The organism is Pedococcus sp. P3_C7, assembly GCF_056402615.1.
In genome coordinates, this window is record NZ_JBFUHC010000001.1 from 275,451 (window position 1) to 294,430 (window position 18,980).

General features: G+C 71.7%; 20 protein-coding genes. 18 read left to right on the plus strand and 2 right to left on the minus strand.

The genetic code is table 11. The features are described from left to right. The first annotated feature begins 16 nt into the window (after window positions 1-16). Genes AC1DS4_RS01295 through AC1DS4_RS01335 form a run of 9 tightly spaced genes read left to right on the plus strand, consistent with a single transcriptional unit; the run spans window position 17 to window position 7,851 of the window. Window positions 17-1,552, plus strand: coding sequence for an MFS transporter (locus AC1DS4_RS01295; protein WP_477632014.1), 1,536 nt, complete (start codon window positions 17-19; stop codon window positions 1,550-1,552). A gap of 43 nt (window positions 1,553-1,595) precedes the next feature. Further along, complete coding sequence (gene hisD / locus AC1DS4_RS01300; protein ID WP_477632015.1) at window positions 1,596-2,942, plus strand: histidinol dehydrogenase; 1,347 nt, start codon at window positions 1,596-1,598, stop codon at window positions 2,940-2,942. 7 nt (window positions 2,943-2,949) lie between these two features. Further along, on the plus strand, window positions 2,950-4,083 hold the full coding sequence (locus AC1DS4_RS01305; RefSeq protein ID WP_477632016.1) for a histidinol-phosphate transaminase: 1,134 nt from the start codon (window positions 2,950-2,952) through the stop codon (window positions 4,081-4,083). After that, entirely contained in the window at window positions 4,080-4,721 is a 642-nt protein-coding gene (gene hisB, locus AC1DS4_RS01310; RefSeq protein ID WP_477624703.1) for an imidazoleglycerol-phosphate dehydratase HisB, read from the plus strand. Before AC1DS4_RS01305 ends, hisB begins: the two co-directional genes overlap by 4 nt. Beyond that, complete coding sequence (locus AC1DS4_RS01315) at window positions 4,718-5,344, plus strand: hypothetical protein (protein WP_477624704.1); 627 nt, start codon at window positions 4,718-4,720, stop codon at window positions 5,342-5,344. The genes hisB and AC1DS4_RS01315 overlap by 4 nt, the downstream gene beginning before the upstream one ends. Continuing rightward, the gene (hisH, locus tag AC1DS4_RS01320) at window positions 5,341-5,979 is read left to right on the plus strand and encodes an imidazole glycerol phosphate synthase subunit HisH (RefSeq protein ID WP_477632017.1); all 639 of its coding nucleotides are present in this window, start codon (window positions 5,341-5,343) and stop codon (window positions 5,977-5,979) included. Before AC1DS4_RS01315 ends, hisH begins: the two co-directional genes overlap by 4 nt. Continuing rightward, window positions 5,976-6,401 carry a hypothetical protein gene (locus AC1DS4_RS01325; protein WP_477624706.1) on the plus strand — a complete coding sequence of 142 codons (426 nt, stop codon included), beginning with the start codon at window positions 5,976-5,978 and terminating at the stop codon, window positions 6,399-6,401. The genes hisH and AC1DS4_RS01325 overlap by 4 nt, the downstream gene beginning before the upstream one ends. Then, window positions 6,398-7,135, plus strand: a complete 738-nt coding sequence (gene priA / locus AC1DS4_RS01330) for a bifunctional 1-(5-phosphoribosyl)-5-((5-phosphoribosylamino)methylideneamino)imidazole-4-carboxamide isomerase/phosphoribosylanthranilate isomerase PriA (RefSeq protein ID WP_477624707.1) — start codon at window positions 6,398-6,400, stop codon at window positions 7,133-7,135. Before AC1DS4_RS01325 ends, priA begins: the two co-directional genes overlap by 4 nt. Beyond that, window positions 7,132-7,851, plus strand: a complete 720-nt coding sequence (locus tag AC1DS4_RS01335; protein WP_477624708.1) for an SseB family protein — start codon at window positions 7,132-7,134, stop codon at window positions 7,849-7,851. The genes priA and AC1DS4_RS01335 overlap by 4 nt, the downstream gene beginning before the upstream one ends. Window positions 7,852-7,864: 13 nt before the next feature. Here the strand turns inward: AC1DS4_RS01335 and AC1DS4_RS01340 are convergent, their stop codons facing one another. After that, on the minus strand, window positions 7,865-8,194 hold the full coding sequence (locus AC1DS4_RS01340; protein WP_477624709.1) for a DUF952 domain-containing protein: 330 nt from the start codon (window positions 8,192-8,194) through the stop codon (window positions 7,865-7,867). A 143-nt stretch (window positions 8,195-8,337) separates the two neighbouring features. Between AC1DS4_RS01340 and AC1DS4_RS01345 the strand changes: the two genes are divergently transcribed. After that, window positions 8,338-9,615, plus strand: coding sequence for an MFS transporter (locus AC1DS4_RS01345; protein WP_477624710.1), 1,278 nt, complete (start codon window positions 8,338-8,340; stop codon window positions 9,613-9,615). A gap of 49 nt (window positions 9,616-9,664) precedes the next feature. Here AC1DS4_RS01345 and AC1DS4_RS01350 read toward each other — a convergent pair whose 3' ends face one another. Further along, entirely contained in the window at window positions 9,665-10,048 is a 384-nt protein-coding gene (locus tag AC1DS4_RS01350) for a DUF1844 domain-containing protein (protein WP_477612653.1), read from the minus strand. Between the two features lie 354 nt (window positions 10,049-10,402). On the opposite strand from AC1DS4_RS01350, the gene infC reads away from it, so the two are divergent. The 8 genes from infC (at window position 10,403) to AC1DS4_RS01390 (ending at window position 18,664) form a co-directional block, all read left to right on the plus strand. After that, window positions 10,403-11,221 (plus strand): translation initiation factor IF-3, encoded by an 819-nt coding sequence (gene infC / locus AC1DS4_RS01355; RefSeq protein WP_477632018.1) that lies wholly within the window; start codon window positions 10,403-10,405, stop codon window positions 11,219-11,221. Between the two features lie 72 nt (window positions 11,222-11,293). Next, on the plus strand, window positions 11,294-11,488 hold the full coding sequence (gene rpmI, locus AC1DS4_RS01360; RefSeq protein ID WP_179422513.1) for a 50S ribosomal protein L35: 195 nt from the start codon (window positions 11,294-11,296) through the stop codon (window positions 11,486-11,488). Window positions 11,489-11,565: 77 nt separating this feature from the next. Next, window positions 11,566-11,952, plus strand: a complete 387-nt coding sequence (rplT, locus tag AC1DS4_RS01365; protein ID WP_140737333.1) for a 50S ribosomal protein L20 — start codon at window positions 11,566-11,568, stop codon at window positions 11,950-11,952. Window positions 11,953-12,011: 59 nt separating this feature from the next. Beyond that, window positions 12,012-12,803: a TrmH family RNA methyltransferase gene (locus AC1DS4_RS01370; RefSeq protein WP_477632019.1), complete on the plus strand. Its 792-nt coding sequence runs from the start codon at window positions 12,012-12,014 to the stop codon at window positions 12,801-12,803. Window positions 12,804-12,813: 10 nt separating this feature from the next. Then, window positions 12,814-13,929 carry a sensor histidine kinase gene (locus AC1DS4_RS01375; RefSeq protein WP_477612656.1) on the plus strand — a complete coding sequence of 372 codons (1,116 nt, stop codon included), beginning with the start codon at window positions 12,814-12,816 and terminating at the stop codon, window positions 13,927-13,929. A 339-nt stretch (window positions 13,930-14,268) separates the two neighbouring features. Continuing rightward, window positions 14,269-15,375 carry a phenylalanine--tRNA ligase subunit alpha gene (pheS, locus tag AC1DS4_RS01380; RefSeq protein ID WP_477612657.1) on the plus strand — a complete coding sequence of 369 codons (1,107 nt, stop codon included), beginning with the start codon at window positions 14,269-14,271 and terminating at the stop codon, window positions 15,373-15,375. Continuing rightward, a complete protein-coding gene (pheT, locus tag AC1DS4_RS01385) occupies window positions 15,375-17,930 on the plus strand; it encodes a phenylalanine--tRNA ligase subunit beta (RefSeq protein ID WP_477632020.1) in 2,556 nt (851 codons plus the stop codon). Before pheS ends, pheT begins: the two co-directional genes overlap by 1 nt. After that, a complete protein-coding gene (locus tag AC1DS4_RS01390; protein WP_477632021.1) occupies window positions 17,927-18,664 on the plus strand; it encodes an SDR family oxidoreductase in 738 nt (245 codons plus the stop codon). The genes pheT and AC1DS4_RS01390 overlap by 4 nt, the downstream gene beginning before the upstream one ends. Window positions 18,665-18,980 lie beyond the last annotated feature (316 nt).

Below are 18,980 nucleotides of genomic sequence, written 5' to 3' on the forward strand. Positions count from 1 at the left end.
AAGGTACGGTCGGCGCATGGCCACGGGCAGGGACGACTCCGTCACGGTCCCCTCGTTCTCCGAGGTCCTCCGCACCCCGGTGTTCCTGCCTGTCTTCCTGGTCGCGACGCTCTCGACGTGGGGCGACTACATCGCCCGCATCACCGTGGCTGCAGTGGTCTACTCGTGGACGGGTTCGGCGTTGGCGACGGCCGCGACCTTCGCGGTCTCCCTGGTGCCGAGCATCCTGGGCCGGGCGCTCCTCTCGCCCCTGTGCGACCGGATGCCGCCGCGCGTCTGCCTCGTCGGGACCCATCTGATCCGAGCGGCCCTGGTCGGCGTGCTCATCGTGGCGGTGTCGGTCACCGAGTCCCTGTGGCTCGTGCTCGTGCTCGTCGCCGTCCTGGAGTTCGTCGGCGGCCCTGCCGTGACCGCCAGCCAGATGCTGCTGACCGACATCTTCCCGGACCGTCGGCTCTATGCGCGGGCATTCGGGCTGACCACCCTCGCCGCCCAGGTCAACCAGGCGATCGGCCTGGCCATCGGCGGCGCCATCGTGGGCCTCGTGGGCGACACCAAGACGTTGGTGCTGGACCTGGCCACGTTCCTCGTCGGCGCTGTCATCCTGATGGCGGTCCGGCCGCCGAAGTCGATCGTGAAGGTCGACGACGCACCACTCTCCGGCCTGGTCGGCGACGTCGGCCAGGCCTGGCGCCAGATCCGATCCAGCCGGGTGCTGACCTACATGCTCATGCTGTCGCTCGCGAGCGCACTGGCCATTGCGGCGCCCGAAGCGGTGGCCTTGCCCTACGCCGCCCAGCACAGCCCGTCGCCGAACTGGGGCGGCCTGCTGATGGCTGCGCCGATCCTCGGGGCCGTCGTCGGCCTCCTGATCATCGGGCGGCTGCCCGCCGAGCGCCAGTCTGCGCTGGTCATGCGCCTTGCTCTGCTCACTCCACTGCCGCTGCTCGCGACGATCTTCGAGCCGCCGCTCGTCGTGGTGGGCGCCGCGTGGTTCCTCTGCGGCGCCCTGCAGTGCTACATGCTGCCGTTGCAGGCTGCTTTCACCCTGCTGGTCCCGACCGCCATGCGAGGTCGGGTGTTCGGGCTCGCAGGGGCGCTGTCCGTGGGCGTCACGGGCGCCTGCTTCCTTGCCGCCGGCTGGGTCTCCGAGCGCACTTCACCCGCGGCGTCGGTCGGCATCTGTGCCGTCGTGACGCTGGGGGTGCTCGTGCTGCTCGCGGCCCGGTGGCCCAAGGAGGAGCTCGCTGGCAGCGTCGAGGCCACCTTCACCGTCCGGCAGGGCGGGGCTGCCCAGGCGGTGGCCCGACTGGCCGCAGCCCGTCAGGCCGGGGTGGGCCAGGCCGGTGTGGGCCAGGACGCAGTGGGCCACGCCGCCGCGAGCCACGGCGCAGTGAGTCAGGGCGCAGTGAGTCAGGGCGCAGGGAGTCGGGCCGTCGCGAGTCAGGGCGCTGTTGGCCCTGGTGATGCAGGCGAGGAGGAGACCGGGGACGCTGGGGAGGCCGGGGAGGCCTCCGCAGTCGAACGGTCCTCCGCACAGACCGGGGGCTGAGACCACACCGGGTCGCCCAGTGGGCCCGACCTAGACTTGACCCATGCTCTCCACGATCGACCTGCGCGGCCGGCCGCTCGGCGTCCGCGAGCTGCGTCACCTGCTGCCGAGGGCGGAGTTCGACGTCGCCGCCGCGGTCGAGACGGTCCGGCCGATCTGCGAGGACGTCCGTCACCGTGGTGCTGCTGCGCTCTACGAGCTGGGCGAGCGGTTCGACGGCGTCCGCCCGACGACCTTGCGCGTCCCCGTGGCCGTGCTCGAGGCGGCCCTGGAGTCCCTCGACCCGCAGGTGCGGGCCGCCCTCGACGAGGCCATCCGCAGAGTTCGGATCGTCCACGAGGACCAGCGCCGCACCACCACCACGACCACCGTCGTCCCTGGCGGCGAGGTCAGCGAGCGGTGGATCCCGGTCGACCGGGTCGGTCTCTATGTCCCGGGTGGACGCGCCGTGTACCCCTCCAGCGTCGTCATGAACGTCGTCCCGGCCCAGATCGCCGGTGTCGGCTCGCTGGCCGTCGCCAGCCCATCGCAGCGCGACAACTCCGGCGCCTTCACCGGCTACCCCCACCCGACGGTGCTCGCCGCGTGCGCGCTGCTCGGCGTCGACGAGGTGTATGCCGTGGGCGGCGCCCAGGCGGTGGCGGCGTTCGCCTTCGGCTTCGAGGACACCACCGGCGCCGAGGGGGCGACGGTGGTCTGCGACCCGGTCAGCCTCGTCACCGGACCGGGCAACATCTACGTCGCGGCTGCCAAGCGCTACCTCAAGGGCGTCATCGGCATCGACTCCGAGGCGGGCCCGACCGAGATCGCGATCCTCGCCGACGACACCGCACTGCCTGCCCACGTCAGCGCCGACCTGGTCTCGCAGGCCGAGCACGACCCGCAGGCTGCCTCCGTCCTGGTGACTGCCTCGGTGGCCCTGGTCGAGGCGGTGCAGGCCGACCTCGAGGACCGCGTCGCCACCACCAAGCACTCAGAGCGCGTCCGCGAGGCGCTCACCGGACCCCAGTCGGGAGTCGTCCTCGTGGACGACCTCGACGCCGGTCTGGCCGTCGTCAACGCCTACGCCGCCGAGCACCTCGAGCTGCAGGTCGCCGATGCCGCCGCGGTCAGCGAGCGCGTGCGCAACGCCGGCGCGATCTTCGTCGGGCCACACTCACCGGTGAGCCTGGGTGACTACGTCGCCGGGTCCAACCACGTCCTTCCGACCGGTGGATGCGCGTGTCACAGCAGCGGGCTCTCGGTGCAGTCGTTCCTGCGCGGCGTGCACGTGGTCAGCTACACCGAGGCCGCCCTCCAGGAGGTCGCCCACCACGTTGTCGCCCTCGCTCAGGCCGAGGACCTGCCCGCCCACGGCGAGGCGGTCCAGGTCCGCTTCGACGGGTCGTGACCGGACGATGACCGACTTCGGCGGCTCCCGCATCGAGGGCCTGCTGCGCGAGGACCTGCGCGGTGGGACCCCCTACGGCGCACCCCAGCTCGACGTGCCCGTGCGCCTCAACACCAACGAGAGCTCCTACCCCGTCCCGCCGTCGGTGGTGGCCGAGATCACGGCCGCCGTTGCCGAGGTCGCGGCTGGCCTGAACAGGTACCCCGACCGCGAGTTCACCGACCTCCGGACTGCGCTCGCGGCATACCTGTCGTCGTCGGGGACTGCCGTGGACCCGGCCCAGGTGTGGGCGGGCAACGGCTCCAACGAGGTGCTCCAGCACGTCGTCCTGGCATTCGGCGGGCCGGGGCGCACGGCCCTGGGTTTCACGCCGGCCTACTCGATGCACCCGATCATCAGCACCTCGGTCGGCACCGCCTGGGTGGATGGCCTGCGCGGACAGGGCGGCACCCCCTTCGACCTGACTGTCGAGTCCGCGGTCGCGCAGGTGCGCGAGCACGATCCCCACGTCGTCTTCCTCTGCTCACCCAACAACCCGACGGGCACCGCGCTCGGCCTCGACGTGGTGGAGGCCGTGTATGCCGCGGCCGAGCGTGCCGTGGTCGTGGTGGACGAGGCCTACGCCGAGTTCGCCCGCCCCGGCACCCCCAGCGCGCTGACGCTGCTGGACGGGCGCCCCCGGCTCGTGGTCACCCGCACGATGAGCAAGGCGTTCGCGTTCGCGGGGGGCCGGCTGGGCTACCTCGCCGCGGACCCTGCGCTCATCGACGCCCTGCGGTTGGTGCGGTTGCCCTACCACCTGTCGGCGCCCACGCAGGCGATCGCCCTGGCGGCCCTGCGGCACGCGCCGGAGATGCTCGGCACCGTCGAGGCGATCAAGGAGCAGCGTGACCGGATGGTCACCGGACTCACCGAGCTCGGTCTGGCGCCGGTGCCCAGCGACGCCAACTTCGTGCTCTTCGGCGGCCTCGCGGACGCCGCCCAGACCTGGCGTGCGCTGCTGGACCGGGGCGTCCTCGTCCGCGACGTCGGCATTCCCCACTATCTTCGTGTCACGGCCGGGACCCCGGACGAGACAGGTGCGTTCCTCGCCGCCGTGGCGCAGATCGCCCGACCTGAGCAGGACAGGAGCGCACCGTGACGCAGGAGACCGTGACGCAGGGGAACCAGCCCGGTGACCGCACGGCATCGCTGAGCCGCTCGACGTCGGAGTCCAGCGTCGAGGTCGAGCTCAACCTCGACGGCTCCGGCCAGTCCGAGATCTCGACTGGGGTGCGCTTCTACGACCACATGCTCGCGTCCCTGGCCAAGCACTCGCTGATCGACCTCCGCGTCAAGGCCACCGGCGACGTCGACGTCGACGCGCACCACACCGTCGAGGATGTCGCGATCGTGCTCGGCGACGCGCTGCGCGAGGCACTTGGCGACAAGCGCGGCATATCGCGCTTCGGCGACGCGACGGTCCCGCTCGACGAGGCGCTCGTCCAGGCCGTCGTCGACGTGGCGGGACGCCCCTATGTCGTGCACACCGGTGAGCCCGAGGGCCAGGCCTACGTCGTCATCGGCGGCACCTACGTCGGCTCGCTGACCCGCCACGTGTGGGAGTCCTTCGCCGGACGCGCCGGGATCGCGCTGCACGTGCGCGTGCTGTCGGGCCGCGACCCGCACCACATCGTCGAGGCCCAGTTCAAGGCGGTCGCCCGCGCCCTGCGTGCCGCGGTCGCCCGCGACCCCCGGGTCAGCGGCATACCCAGCGCGAAGGGCAGCCTCTCCACGTGAGCGTGCCGTGGCAGCCCGCGCAGGAGGCGCGCGGACTGCTCCTGGTGAGCGGCGGCCCCGCGCCGGTGTCGTCCTGGCTGCGCCGGGGCCTGGTGGCCTGCCAGGTGGTCCCCCTCGGGGACTGGACCGCGGTGCTGCCCACCGAGCGCCGGTCACGCGCCGAACCGCCGTATGACGACGCCCTCGCCGTCCTCGCCGCGCGCCCGGTCCCACGCCGGCTGCGAGGCGCCCTCGGGTTCTTCACCGTTGACGGCCGGGCCGTGGTGACCTCCCACGCGCCCGGGTGGCGCGACGTCGCCCGGTGGCTGGTGTGGGAGCCCGGCGCCGGAGTGGTGCGCGCCCCCCAGCTCGAGCTGGCCCGGCCGGCGGACCTCCTGGCTGCGGCTGATCGGACAGGGGACCCGCGTGCGGTGATGCGGGTCGTGGCCGAGCGCAACGGCACCGCAGACCGCGTCATCACCGACCTGTTGTCCGTCCTGGGCCTGCCGGGCTCGGACCTGGTCGGACCGGGGGTGGGTCTGCGCGGCCAGGTGGTGGCACCGACGGCACAGGCGGTGGCCCGTTTCGACGCGCGGATGGCCGAGCAGGCACGGCACCGCACCGAACTCGAGGAGAACTCATGAGCCGGGTGGTCGTGTTCGACTACGGCAGTGGCAACGTCCGTTCGGCGGTGCGCGCCCTGGAACACGTGGGTGCGGAAGTGGAGCTGACCGGTGACCGCGCGGCAGCGCTCGCGGCGGACGGACTGTTCGTCCCCGGCGTGGGCAACTTCCATGCCTGCATGGCGGGGCTGCGTGCCGCCGACGGTCCGGTCGTCATCGACCTGCGCCTCTCGGGGGGACGGCCGGTGCTCGGCGTCTGCGTGGGCATGCAGGTGCTGTTCGACGGGTCCGACGAACCCAGCGGTGCACCCCAGGACGGCCTGGGGGAGTGGCCCGGGTCGGTGTCCCGCCTCCAGGCAGAGGTGGTGCCGCACGTGGGCTGGTCCGACGTGGACGTCGCCACCGGGAGCCGGCTGTTCGCCGGCGTCGAGTCCGAGCGGTTCTACTTCGTCCACTCGTATGCCGTGCAGTCCTGGACGCTGGAGGAGCCCAGCGGCGCCTTCGCCGCCGTCGCCCCCAAGGTGACCTGGGCCGACCACGGTGGACGGTTCGTCGCGGCCGTGGAGAACGGACCGCTGGCCGCGACCCAGTTCCACCCGGAGAAGTCCGGCGACGCAGGCCTGTCCCTCCTCCAGAACTGGGTGAAGTCACTGTGAGCGCAACCAAGAAGACGGCCAAGTCGGCCAGGTCGGCGGGCAGCACGGCTCGCAAGGCCACCACCCGCAAGAGGACGAGCACGGCCGGCACCTCCCGTCGCAGCACGACCCGGCGTCGGACGACGCGGCGCACCACCACGCGACGGCGGGCCCAGCCCAAGGTCGCCACGACGATCGGCGCGGGCCTGGCGACGCTGGCGGTGGCGGCCTTTGCCGGCGCGTCCTGGCCGGTGCGGATCGGGCTGGTGATGGCGGCCCTCGTGATCGTCGGCGGCTACCTGCTGGTGCAGGGCCGGCGACACGACGCCGCCACAGCCGCGGACGACACCCCGCCGCCACCAGAAACCACGCCGTCGAACCAGACGGCACCGTTGACCGACACCACGCCGCCGACCGAACCCCGACCCGAGGATCCCGCATGAACGACGCACCCCGACTCGAGCTGCTGCCCGCCGTCGACGTCCAGGGCGGCCGTGCCGTCCAGCTCGTCCAGGGGGTGGCCGGCAGCGGGGGAGAGTTCGGTGATCCCTGGGAGGCCGCGCTGGCGTGGCAGGAGCAGGGCGCCGAGTGGCTGCACCTCGTCGACCTCGACGCCGCCTTCGGGCGCGGTTCCAACCGCGAGCTGCTCGCGGGCATCGTCGGCCGGCTGGACCTCAAGGTCGAGATGAGCGGCGGGATCCGCGACGCCGAGTCACTCGAGGCGGCACTCGCCACGGGGTGTCGCCGGGTCAACCTCGGGACAGCGGCGCTGGAGGATCCCGAGTGGACAGCGCGGGCGATCGCCGAGCATGGCGACCGCGTCGCCGTCGGCCTCGACGTGCGTGGCACCACCCTGGCTGCGCGTGGCTGGACGAAGGACGGTGGCGACCTCTGGGAGACCCTGGCCCGACTCGACGCCGAGGGGTGCGCCCGCTACGTCGTCACCGACGTCAACAAGGACGGCATGCTCAAGGGCCCGAACCTCGACCTGCTCCGCGACGTCTGCGCGCGCACCGACCGCCCCGTCGTGGCGTCGGGCGGCGTGTCGACGCTGGAGGACATCGAGGCGATCCGGGGCCTGGTGCCCGTTGGCGTGGAGGGCGCCATCGTCGGGTCGGCGCTCTACCGTGGCGCGTTCACCCTGCCCGACGCGCTCGACGTTGCGGGTCGCCCGTGACCTCCCACGACTCCGCGGGGGTCCCGTTCGGCGGTCGTGAGCTCACCGGCACCGGTTTCGACGGCGACACGGGCGAGGCCGATGCGGCCCTGGTGAGGGCACTCGCGGAGCCGCTCGACGAGGTGGCCCTGATGACCGCCGTCGCAGCCGCGCGTCTGCTCGTGCCCATCGTCGCCGAACCCGTCTCCGTCGACACGTCGGGCGAGCACGCCGTCGAGAAGCAGACCGACATGGCGGCGGTGACCCTCGTCGCGCCCGACGGCACGCGGGCCCTCCCGGTGTTCTCGTCGATGGCAGCCATCGCGGCCTGGGACGCCGGAGCCAGGCCGGTTCCGGTGACTGCAGCCAGGGCCGCGCAGGCCGCGGTCAGCGAGCGGTGCGATGTGATGGTGGTCGACCTGGCAGGCCCTCTCACGGTTGCCCTGCGACCCAGCATGGTCTGGGCGCTGGCCCAGCAGCGCGAGTGGCTGCCGGCCCACGAGGACGAGACGGTGCGGCGAGCGGTGGCCAACGCGGTCCGGGAGCAGGACGCCGTGCTCGCCCACGAGATCGGCCCGGGGGCACCGGGCGAAGGCGTGCTCCGAGTGACGCTGCAGCTGGTGCCGGGTCTGGACGCGGACGCCGTGCAGGCGGTCGCCACGGCGGTCGGCGAACGGCTCGCCACCGACGGTGAGATCCGCGCCCGGATCGACGGGCTCTCGTTCTCGATCTCCTGAGGGCGCCCGCAGTTCAGGCGTGCGGCGGCGCGAGCTCGGTGACGGCCACGACGGCGTCGGCCGGCAGGGCGGCATAGAGGTGGGGGAAGGTCTCGCCCGTGTCTGGGTCGCCGATCTCCTCGATCGGGGGCTCGGTGAGTCGGGACGGGTCGATCTCGAGCAGCAGCAGCGTCCCCGGGTAGTCCGCATAGAACGAGCGGCGCACGACGGGCCACTGCTGCTCGGAGGAGCAGTGGATGAAGCCTTCTTGCGCCAGGGTCCGAGCTCGCGTCGACTCGGTGTAGCTCCCCGACCTGCGGGCCTGCTCCCACTTCTCCGGCTCGGCAAGGTGGTAGATCGTCATGGTCGGCAACCTAGTCGTCGGCAGTGGCCCGGGGGAGCGCTGCGCGGGTCTGCCGCCTGCGGACTCCCGCCGCTGGGCGACAGGTTCATGACAGGAGCAAAAAGGGTTTGGCCACTGTCAGTGCGGGCTGGCACAGTGGGTGGGTGCAGCTCGCCAACGCCCGTTACCGCCGCGTCCTCGCCAGTGCCGCCCTGCGGCGGGCGCTGGTGCTGGGCTTCCTGGTGCGCATGCCCATCTTCGCCGGCGGAGTGGTGCTGACCCTGCACGTCGTCTCCCACCTCGGGCGGTCCTACGCAGCAGCCGGTCTGGTGTCGGCCGCGGCGACCATCGCCATCGCCATCAGCGGGCCGTGGCGTGGCCGCCTCCTCGACCGCAGAGGCCTGCGCCGCGTGGTCCTGCCCTCCATCGTCGTCGCGGCCGTCTGCTGGTCCATCGCGCCCTTCGTCTCGTACTGGTGGCTCCTGGGGCTCGCGGCACTGGCCGGGCTCTTCGTCATCCCCTCGTTCTCGATCATCCGCCAGGCGGTGATCGCCGCCGTGCCCGAGGACGACCGGCGCACGGCCATCTCCCTGGACTCCGTGGCCGTCGAGCTGTCCTTCATGGTCGGCCCGGCTGCCGGGGTCTGGGCCGCCACGCTCTGGCCGACCCAGTGGGTGCTCTTCGCCATCGAGATGCTCGGGGTGCTGGCCGGTGTGCTGCTCTGGTTCGCCAACCCCGTCATGCACGACGAGGCGGCCGAGCCGATCGACGAGGGACTGGTGGACGCCCGGCTGGTGGACGCTGGGCTCGTGGACGACGAGGGCGTCGGCGCTGCGGTGCCGCGCGTGGCGCGATCGGACTGGTTCCGTGCACCCTTCATCGTCATCTGCCTGGCCGCCGCGGCCACGACCGTCGTGCTCGGCGGTACCGACATCGCCATCGTTGCCGCGCTGCGAGACTTCGACGCCCAGTCCTCGATCGGCTGGGTGCTGGCCGTCTGGGGCTTCGGCTCCCTCCTGGGCGGCCTGGTCTACGGCGGGCTGCAGAAGTCGGTCTCAGCCTTCTGGCTGCTCGGCGGGCTCGCGCTGGTCAGCGCACCGATGGCGCTGGCCCACGGCGTGCCCTCGCTGGCAGTCCTGTCCTTCGTGGCCGGGTTGTTCTGCGCCCCGACCATCACGGCGACCGTGGACCAGGTCAGCCGGGTGGTCCCGGGGGCCGCGCGCGGCGAGGCGATGGGGTGGCACGGCTCGTTCATGACCGGAGGCATGGCGCTGGGCGCACCGATGGCGGGCGTCGCCATCGACCACCAGGGCTGGCAGGCGGGCTTCCTCGTCGTCGCGGTGATCGGGCTGCTGGTCGCCCTCGTCGGCGCCGTGGCCACGTCAGGGCGAGCCTCGCAGCGCCGCGCCGCTCAGCGGCTGAGCGCCACCGCCGACGCCTGAGCGCTCGGGCTGGCGGTCCCGGCCCTTCGTCGGGGAGGGCCGGCCCGGGTCACACGACCGAACCGGTGAGCTTCTCGCCCGGCCCCTGGCCCGGCGGGTCCTGGATCACCGAGGCCTCGCGGAAAGCCAGCTGCAGCGACTTCAGCCCGTCCCGCAGCGGGGCGGCGTGCTGGCTGCCCAGGTCGGGGGCTGCCGCGGTGATGAGCCCGGCCAGGGCGCTGATCAGTCGCCGCGCCTCGTCCAGGTCGAGGTGCTCGCCCGCGTCCGGCCCCTCGGCCAGCCCGCACTTGACCGCAGCTGCGCTCATCAAGTGGATGGCCGCGGTGGTGATGACCTCGACAGCCGGCACCTCGGCGATGTCGCGGGTGGCCTGCTCGTGACTGGTGGCGGCGAGGTCGGGGCCTTCGGGGGAATTGGGAGATTCGGTGCTCACGCTGGTAGCCTTGCAGATCGACCGGCCGTGTCCATCGTCGGGTGACCTGAGAGGGTGACCCAGCACCGGGCCCGGTGTGCAAGTGAAGCAGCACCTGCTTCCACCCGCGTCAACCTCACGGTTGCCGGGTCAACGAGGTCACGCAGGGCGTATGCCGTGGGCGCGAGCCACGCGGCATACCTGCCCTTGGTGAACTCGTGAACCGGATCAGGTGAGGCTTCCCGCGCAACGGCGACGGGGAGCCTTTCTTCGTTGCAGCGGCCGGACAGTGAACTTTCACGGGCAGTGAACTTCCAACAGAGGAGCACCAACATCAGCGAACCTCGCATCAACGACCGCATTCGGGTTCCCGAAGTGCGGTTGGTTGGCCCCAACGGAGAACAGGTCGGCATCGTGCGCGTCGAAGACGCGCTGCGTCTGGCCGCCGAGGCTGACCTCGACCTCGTCGAGGTTGCCCCGATGGCCAAGCCTCCGGTCGCCAAGCTCATGGACTTCGGCAAGTTCAAGTACGAAGCGGCACTGAAGGCTCGCGAAGCGCGCAAGAACCAGGTCAACACGGTCATCAAGGAGATCAAGCTCCGCCCGAAGATCGACCCGCACGACTACGGCACCAAGAAGGGCCACGTCGAGCGGTTCCTCAAGGGCGGCGACAAGGTCAAGGTGACGATCATGTTCCGCGGACGCGAGCAGTCGCGCCCGGAGCTCGGTTTCCGGCTGCTGCAGCGCCTCGCTGAGGACGTCATCGAGCTGGGCACGGTCGAGTCGGCCCCCAAGCAGGACGGCCGCAACATGATCATGGTGCTCGGCCCGACCAAGAAGAAGTCCGAGGCGATGGCCGAGCAGCGCCGCGCCCGGTCGGCCACCCCCGCTCACGCGGACGACGCCGCCCAGGTGCACGACGCCCCGCCGGTCGACCAGGTACAGGACGTCTCGGTCGAGACAGCCGCGGAGCCCGCCGCCCCTGAGGCTGAGGTCCCCGCCCCCGAGGCAGAGGCCCCCGCCGCCCCCGAGGCAGAGGCCCCCGCCGCCCCCGAGGCTGAGGTCCCGGCCCCTGAGGCAAAGCCCGCTGCGAAGCCGGCCGCCACGGCGAAGCCCGCTGCGAAGCCGGCCGCCACGGCCAAGCCGGTGGCCAAGCCCGCGGCCAAGCCAAAGGCCACCGAGCCGACCAGCTGAGGCCCGTTCCACCCCTGATCCACAACGCACGAACGACACACGGCTACACACCAACACAAGGAGATCGGCCCCATGCCGAAGATGAAGACGCACTCTGGCGCGAAGAAGCGCTTCCGCCTCACCGGCACCGGCAAGGTCATGCGTGAGCAGGCCAATGGCCGTCACCTGCTCGAGCACAAGTCCTCGCGGTACACCCGCTCGATCGCGAACGACGTCGAGGTGTCCAAGCCGGACGCCAAGAAGGTCAAGAAGCTCCTCGGCAAGTAGCCGAGCCCACCCATCCCATTGTTTGGCCGGGCTCAGCAAGCAGCCTCGCAAGCAGTTAGACAGCAAGGAGAACTCACGTGGCACGCGTGAAGCGGGCAGTCAACGCCCAGAAGAAGCGCCGGGTCGTCCTCGAGCGCGCCAGCGGTTACCGCGGACAGCGCTCGCGGCTCTACCGCAAGGCCAAGGAACAGGTCACCCACTCCCTCGGGTACGCCTACCGTGACCGTCGCGCCCGCAAGGGTGACTTCCGTCGCCTGTGGATCCAGCGCATCAACGCCGGCGCCCGCGCGAACGGCATGACCTACAACCGGTTCATCCAGGGCCTCAAGGCCGCGGAGATCGAGGTCGACCGTCGCATGCTGGCCGAGCTCGCCGTCAACGACGAGGCGGCGTTCACCGCCCTTGTCGAGATCGCCCGCGCCAACGTGCCGGCGACCACGGAGACCGCGGCCGCGTCGGCCTGATCGACCAAGCACCCTCCGAGCGCCGGGACATGCCCCCGCCGACCCACCGTGAACCTCCCGTGATGACCAATCCGGGAGCCGACCGGGTGAAGTCGGTGCGGGCACTGTCCCGGCGCTCCGTGCGTGACAAGACCGGCCGGTTCCTCGTCGAGGGGCCGCAGTCGGTCCGCGAGGTGGTCGTCCACCACCCCGAGCGGGTGGTGGACCTGTACCTCACCGCCGAGGCCCGCGCGCGACACGCCGACATCGTGGCCGGAGCCGAGGAGGCGGACCTCTACCTCCACGAGGTGACCGAGGACGTCCTCGCAGCGATGTGCGACACCCCTGCCCCCCAGGGGATTGCCGCGGTATGCCGCGTGGTCACCGCCAGCCTTGACGAGGTCCTCACTCGGAGGCCCCGACTACTCGTCCTGCTGACGAATGTCAGGGATCCGGGCAACGCCGGGACGGTGATCCGCGGCGCGGACGCGGCTGGTGCCGACGCCGTCCTCGTGAGTGACGCGTCGGTCGACGTGCACGCGCCCAAGGTGGTGCGGTCGACCGCCGGCTCACTGTTCCACCTGCCCCTGGTGACCGGGCTGCCGGTGGAGGAGACGCTGGCCAGGCTTCGCGCGGCCGGCATCCGTGTGCTGGCAGCCGACGGCGTCGGCACGACGATGCTGCCTGATGTCGACCTCCTGCCTACCCACGCCTGGGTGATGGGCAACGAGGCCTGGGGGCTCGAACCCGAGATCCGCGACCTGTGTGACGAGGTCGTGCGCGTGCCGATCTACGGCAAGGCCGAGTCGCTCAACCTCGCGATGGCCGCCACGGTCTGTCTCTACGCGTCCGCGGGCGCCCAGAACCACTAGGGTCGGCGGCATGGACTTCCGGCCCGGTTCCATCCTGCCGCCCGAGCAGGCTGCATTGGCCAGTGAGCTCCTGCCTGACGGCATGGTCGCGGCCGAGGCGGATGCGAAGGTGAGCTTCGTCAACCGTCGAGCCGTCCAGATCCTCGGCATCGCCCGCAGCGAGCTCGTGGGCCGCGACATCCGCACCGCGCTGGTGCTGCGCGACAACGACGGCACCGACTGGTGGGACGTCACCGACCCCTGGAACGGCCTGGACATCCGGACCGGCCATCGCGAGAAGTACCTCATGGTCGACGGTGGCGCCGAGGTGCTCGTCACCGCGAAGTACCTCAGGCCGGGGCGCAACAAGCCGGTCAACCGCGTCATCCTCATGCTGCGTGATGCGGAGGCACGCCGCCGGCTCGAGGCCGACCACGCAGCGCTCATCTCCACCGTCGCCCACGAGCTGCGCTCGCCGCTCACCTCGGTCAAGGGATTCTCCTCGACGCTGCTGCGTCGGTGGGACCGCTTCACCGACGACCAGAAGCGGCTCATGCTCGAGACCATCGAGGCCGATGCCGACCGGGTGACCCGCCTGATCACCGAGCTGCTCGACGTGTCCCGCATCGACTCGGGACGACTGCAGATCCGGCCCCTGCCGATCGACGTCGCCGCTGTCTACGGCCGCCACGTGGAGCGAGCCGTGGCCAGCGGCCAGGAACGGGACCGCTTCTCCATCGAGGTACCCGAGACCCTGCCCGAGGTGTGGGCGGACCCAGACCGGCTCGACCAGATCCTCTCCAACCTGATCGAGAACGCGTTCCGACACGGCGACGGCATGGTGACCCTCGGGGCGCAGCCCACGACCGGAAACGGCCAGGAGGCGCTGGAGTCCAAGGGGCACAGTGCCACCGGTGTCGACCTGGTCGTCAGCGACGAGGGAAAGGGCATCGCGGCCGACCACCGGGACCTGGTGTTCAGCAGGTTCTGGCACGGTTCGGGCAGGGGGAGCACGGGGCTCGGCCTCTATGTCGTCAAGGGTCTGGTCGAGGCGCACGGCGGGCGGGTCCAGGTGGAGTCGGCGCCGAGTGGTGGCGCGCAGTTCCGTCTCAGCCTGCCATCCGAGCCGCCCGACTACCTCGCCTGAGGGCTGTTCCGAGAACCAGCCTGGGCCGCGACCGTCAGCAGTGCTCGGTCGCCGAAACCAGGTTGCGCGGACCGTGTGCCGCAGGTCAGGCTGGACCCGTGAGCCACCTCGTGCAGCGATTTACCGTGCCTTCGGGCGCGGTCGCACCGCTGCACTGAGGGCCACCGACGCAGCCGTCCCGGTGCGTCACCACGCCGGCCGACCGGCATACCTCATCGCAGTTGCCGCTCCGCCCCGAAGGCCGAACCCAGCCCCGAGGGCGCAGCCATGCGGCCCCTAGACTTCGGTGCGCCGCCTCCGGTGCGCCGTGCTGACCAGCCGATGAGCAGAGTGGAAGACATGTCAGGACCGAACAAGCAGTACGACCCCGTCGAGGTCGCAGCGCTCGATCCCGCCGTGGTGGAGCAGGCCGTCGCCGATGCCCGGCAGGCCATCGCCGCCGCCGCGGACCTCGACGAGCTGAAGGCCGCTCGACTGGCGCACCAGGGCGAGAAGAGTGCCCTGGCGCTGGCCAACCGCGAGATCGGTGCGCTGCCACCCAGTGCCAAGGCCGAGGCCGGCAAGCGCGTTGGCCAGGCCCGCGGCCAGGTGGCGCAGGCGCTCGCCGCACGGCAGGCGGAGCTCGAGGCCGAGCGGGACGAGCGCATCCTGGTGGACGAGACCGTCGACGTGACGGTGCGGGTGCCGCGCAGGCCGATGGGGGCCCGCCACCCGATCAGCCTCGTCTCCGAGCGCGTCGAGGACATCTTCGTCTCCATGGGCTGGGAGATCGCCGAGGGGCCCGAGGTCGAGTCCGAGTGGCTGACCTTCGACGCCTTGAACATCCCGGCCGACCACCCTGCCCGCCAGGAGCAGGACACCTTCTTCGTCGAGCCGGCCGGGTCCGGGCTCGTGCTGCGCACCCACACCTCGCCGGTGCAGGTCCGCACGATGCTCGACCGCGAGCCGCCCATCTACGTCCTGTGTCCCGGCAAGGTGTTCCGCACCGACGATCTCGACGCGACCCACACGCCGGTGTTCCACCAGTTCGAGGGACTGGTGGTCGACGAAGGCATCACGATGGCCCACCTCAAGGGCACCCTGGACGCGTTCGTCCAGCGGCTGTTCGGCGAGGGCATCGTGACCCGGCTGCGTCCCAACTACTTCCCGTTCACCGAGCCGAGCGCCGAGATCGACTGCCGTTGCTGGATCTGCGGCGGGTCGGGCTCGCTGGACGGCGACAAGTGCCGCACCTGTGGTGGCACCGGCTGGATCGAGCTCGGCGGATCGGGGATGGTCAACCAGCGCGTGCTGCGGGCGGCGGGGGTCGACACCGACCGCTACACCGGCTTCGCGTTCGGGCTCGGCATCGAGCGCTCGCTCATGCAGCGCCACAACGTCGCCGACATGCACGACATCGTCGAGGGAGACGTCCGCTTCTCCCAGCAGTTCGGAATGGAGATCTGATGCACGCGCCCGTGTCCTGGCTGCGCGAGCTCGCCGACGTCCCCGCGGACGCCACCGGTGAGGACATCGCTGCTGCGCTCGTGCGCGTCGGCCTCGAGGAGGAGGGCCTGCACGGTGGCGACATCGCCGGTCCCCTCGTCGTCGGCCGGGTGCTGTCGGTCGAGCCCGAGCCGCAGAAGAACGGCAAGACGATCAACTGGTGCACCGTCGACGTCGGCGAGCACGGCCAGCGCGTCTCCGAGGGCAAGGCCCAGGAGATCGTCTGCGGGGCGCACAACTTCACCGTCGGTGACCTCGTCGTCTGCGTGCTCCCCGGGGGGGTGCTGCCGGGCGGGTTCGAGATCTCCGCACGGAAGACCTACGGCCACGTGTCCAACGGCATGATCTGCTCGGCCCGCGAGCTCGGGCTCGGTGAGGACCACGACGGCATCATCGTGCTGTCGGAGCTGTTGGGTGCCGAGGCTGCCGCCACCCTCACCCCTGGTGACGACGCCATCGCGTTGCTCGGCCTGGCCGACGAGGTCGTGGAGGTCAACGTCACCCCCGACCGCGGCTACTGCTTCTCGATGCGTGGCATCGCGCGCGAGTACGCGTTGTCGACCGGCGCGGCGTTCCGCGACCCCGCCGAGATCACGACCCCGGAGCCCACCGGCGCCGGGTATGCCGTGGAGCTCGCCGATGCCTCGCCGCTCGAGGGCGTGCCGGGCTGCGACCGCTACGTCGCTCGCGTCGTGCGCGGCGTCGACGTCACGGCGTCGAGCCCCCGCTGGATGCAGAAGCGGCTCACGCAGGTCGGGATGCGACCGATCTCGCTGGCGGTCGACGTCACCAACTACGTGATGATGCTGCTGGGCCAGCCGCTGCACGCCTTCGACCTCGACACCCTGTCGGGTTCGATCGGGACCCGTCGCGCCCGGCCGGGGGAGAAGCTCACCACGCTCGACGACGTCGCGCGCGCGCTCGACCCCGAGGACCTCCTCATCGTCGACGGGGCCGACACCCCGCTGGCCATCGCGGGGGTCATGGGTGGCGCTGCCTCGGAGGTCACCGAGAGGACCACCAACGTCCTGATCGAGGCGGCCCACTTCGACCCGATCACCGTGGCCCGGTCCTCGCGTCGGCACCGCCTCACCACCGAGGCGTCCAAGCGGTTCGAGCGCGGCGTCGACCACGCCGTCGCCGCAGCTGCCGCGCAGCTGGCGGTCGACCTGCTGGTCGAGCACGGAGGTGGCACGGCTGACGCCGGCGTCACCGACGTCGACCACCGCGCGCCGGCCCAGCCGTTCGACTTCGACACCACCCTGCCGACCCGCTACATCGGGCTCGACTACCCCCGTGAGGAGGTGCTCGCGACGCTTCGCGCCATCGGCTGCGTGGTGACGGCAACCGAATCCGGCGCCGGCGCCGGCGCAGACCTCGTCAGCGTGCTGCCGCCCTCCTGGCGGCCCGACCTCACCAACGGACCCGAGCTGGTCGAGGAGGTCGCGCGGGCGCGTGGCTACGACCAGATCCCGTCGGTCCTGCCCCAGCCCAAGGCGGCCGGCCGCGGCCTCACCCATGGCCAGCGCATCCGTCGGGTCGTCGCCACGACCTTGGCCCACCAGGGCCTCACCGAGGTGCTGAGCTATCCGTTCGTCTCCCGGTCGCTGTTCGACCGGCTCGGCCTGCCCGCTGACGACGAGCGCAGGCGCGTGGTCTCGCTGGTGAACCCGCTGTCCGACGAGGCGCCCGTCATGCGCACGTCGGTGCTCGACACCCTGCTCGACACCCTGCGCCGCAACGTCGCTCGTGGTGCGCGCGACATCGCCGTCTACGAGATCGGCCTCGTCACGCGCGCCCAGCAGGACCCCACGAGCGCGCCCGTCCCCGGCATCGAGTCGCGTCCCGACGACGAGACGCTCGCCGCCATCCTCGGTGCCGTGCCGGCGCAGCCCCGCCACGCGGCATACGCGGCTGCTGGTGAGGTCGAGCACGGAGGGCCCTGGGGGCCGGGTCGCAAGGCCGACACCTCGGACGCCGTGGCGTGGGCCCTGGCGGTGGGCCGGTCCGTGGGCCTGGACCTCGTGGTCGCGTCGGTCGTCCGTGCCCCGTGGCACCCCGGGCGCTGCGCCGAGCTGGCCCTGGCCGACGGCACAGTGGTGGGCTACGCGGGTGAGCTGCACCCCAAGGTGACGGCCGCCCTCGAGCTGCCCGCGCGCACCGTCGCCGGCGAGCTCGACGTCGACGTGCTCGTCGCGGCGACGGGCACGCCCCTGCAGGCGAGTGCCTTGTCGACCTATCCGTTGGCCCACACGGACGTCGCCCTCGTGGTCGACGAGACCGTGCCGGCAGCCGCCGTGGAGGCAGCCCTGCGCGAGGGCGCGGGGGAGAGCCTCGAGTCCGTGGCGTTGTTCGACGTCTACCGCGGCGAGCAGGTCGAGTCGGGCAAGAAGTCGCTGGCCTACCGCCTGACCTTCCGTGCCACCGACCGGACGCTGACCACCGACGAGGTGAGTGCGCTGCGCGACAAGGCCGTCGCCGCGGCCGCGGCCCACACCGGCGCGATCCAGCGGTGAGCGCTGCTCCCGTCGCCGTGGTGACCGGCGCCTCCCGCGGCATCGGTCAGCACCTCGCCACCGCCCTCGAGCAGGCCGGGTATGCCGTGGAGCGCGGTTCGCGTTCGGTCGCGCCGGTCACCGACCGGTCGGCCGTCGAGCGTTGGGTGGCTGAGATCATCGCTCGCCGTGGGCGGATCGACCTGCTGGTCAACAATGCGGGTGTGATCGACGCCGAGGTGTCGCTGGCCGACAGCGACCCGGACGAGTGGTGGCAGACCGTCGAGGTGAACCTGCGCGGTCCCTACCTCATGACCCACGCGGTGCTCCCGCACATGGTGGCGGCGGGGTCGGGCCGGATCGTCAACATCAACTCGGGGGCGGCCTACCGCAACGGCGACAGCGCCACCGCCTACAACGTCAGCAAGGGGGCCCTCGCCCGCCTCACCGCCGCGACGGGCCTGAGCTCCGTCCACGGCGTGCGCGCCTTCGACCTGGCCCCCGGCGTGGTTCGCACCGACATGACCGAGGCGATGGACGCCCATCGCGACCGCACCGACTGGACCGAGCCGGCTGTCGTGGCGGAGCTGCTGCTAGCCATCGCTGCTGGCGAGCTCGACGAGTGGAACAGTCGCATGGTCCGCGCCGGCGTCGACACTCCTGAGTCTCTGCGCGCCCGAGCCGGTCGGGGGCTCGGCGAGGCCGACCGCACCTTGGGCCTGCTGCGCTGGGGCGACGACGACCCGCTGACCTGAACGAGCCGGCGTCGTCCATGCTCCGCGGTAGACCCGAGCCCTAGCCGGGAGGGCCGCACGTGCAGAGTGACACCCTCGGCGTCAGGGTGAGAGTGGCGGACTGCTCGCCATCCGGAGCGCGCGAGGGTCGCAGTCGGAACCTTGACCGGTTCGTCACCGGTCACCGCAAACCGCCCGACGACCTGGACCGTGCTGCCAGCAGCGACGCGGAACGGCTCGAACGGGGGCAAGGCCCGAGGCGACGAGGCCACGGCGGCGAATACCTGATCGGGACGAAGGGCGACAGACGCCCCCTGTCCCGCAACTCCCATCGCTG

What these genes read in the sequence shown, in the direction of transcription:
- priA (WP_477624707.1), top strand. Translation starts at nt 6,398, where the DNA reads ATGAACGACGCACCCCGACTCGAGCTGCTGCCCGCCGTCGACGTCCAG.
- rpmI (WP_179422513.1), top strand. Translation starts at nt 11,294, where the DNA reads ATGCCGAAGATGAAGACGCACTCTGGCGCGAAGAAGCGCTTCCGCCTC.
- pheT (WP_477632020.1), top strand. Translation starts at nt 15,375, where the DNA reads ATGCACGCGCCCGTGTCCTGGCTGCGCGAGCTCGCCGACGTCCCCGCG.
- pheS (WP_477612657.1), top strand. Translation starts at nt 14,269, where the DNA reads ATGTCAGGACCGAACAAGCAGTACGACCCCGTCGAGGTCGCAGCGCTC.
- AC1DS4_RS01340 (WP_477624709.1), bottom strand. Translation starts at nt 8,194, where the DNA reads ATGACGATCTACCACCTTGCCGAGCCGGAGAAGTGGGAGCAGGCCCGC.
- hisH (WP_477632017.1), top strand. Translation starts at nt 5,341, where the DNA reads ATGAGCCGGGTGGTCGTGTTCGACTACGGCAGTGGCAACGTCCGTTCG.
- AC1DS4_RS01375 (WP_477612656.1), top strand. Translation starts at nt 12,814, where the DNA reads ATGGACTTCCGGCCCGGTTCCATCCTGCCGCCCGAGCAGGCTGCATTG.
- AC1DS4_RS01295 (WP_477632014.1), top strand. Translation starts at nt 17, where the DNA reads ATGGCCACGGGCAGGGACGACTCCGTCACGGTCCCCTCGTTCTCCGAG.
- AC1DS4_RS01305 (WP_477632016.1), top strand. Translation starts at nt 2,950, where the DNA reads ATGACCGACTTCGGCGGCTCCCGCATCGAGGGCCTGCTGCGCGAGGAC.
- hisD (WP_477632015.1), top strand. Translation starts at nt 1,596, where the DNA reads ATGCTCTCCACGATCGACCTGCGCGGCCGGCCGCTCGGCGTCCGCGAG.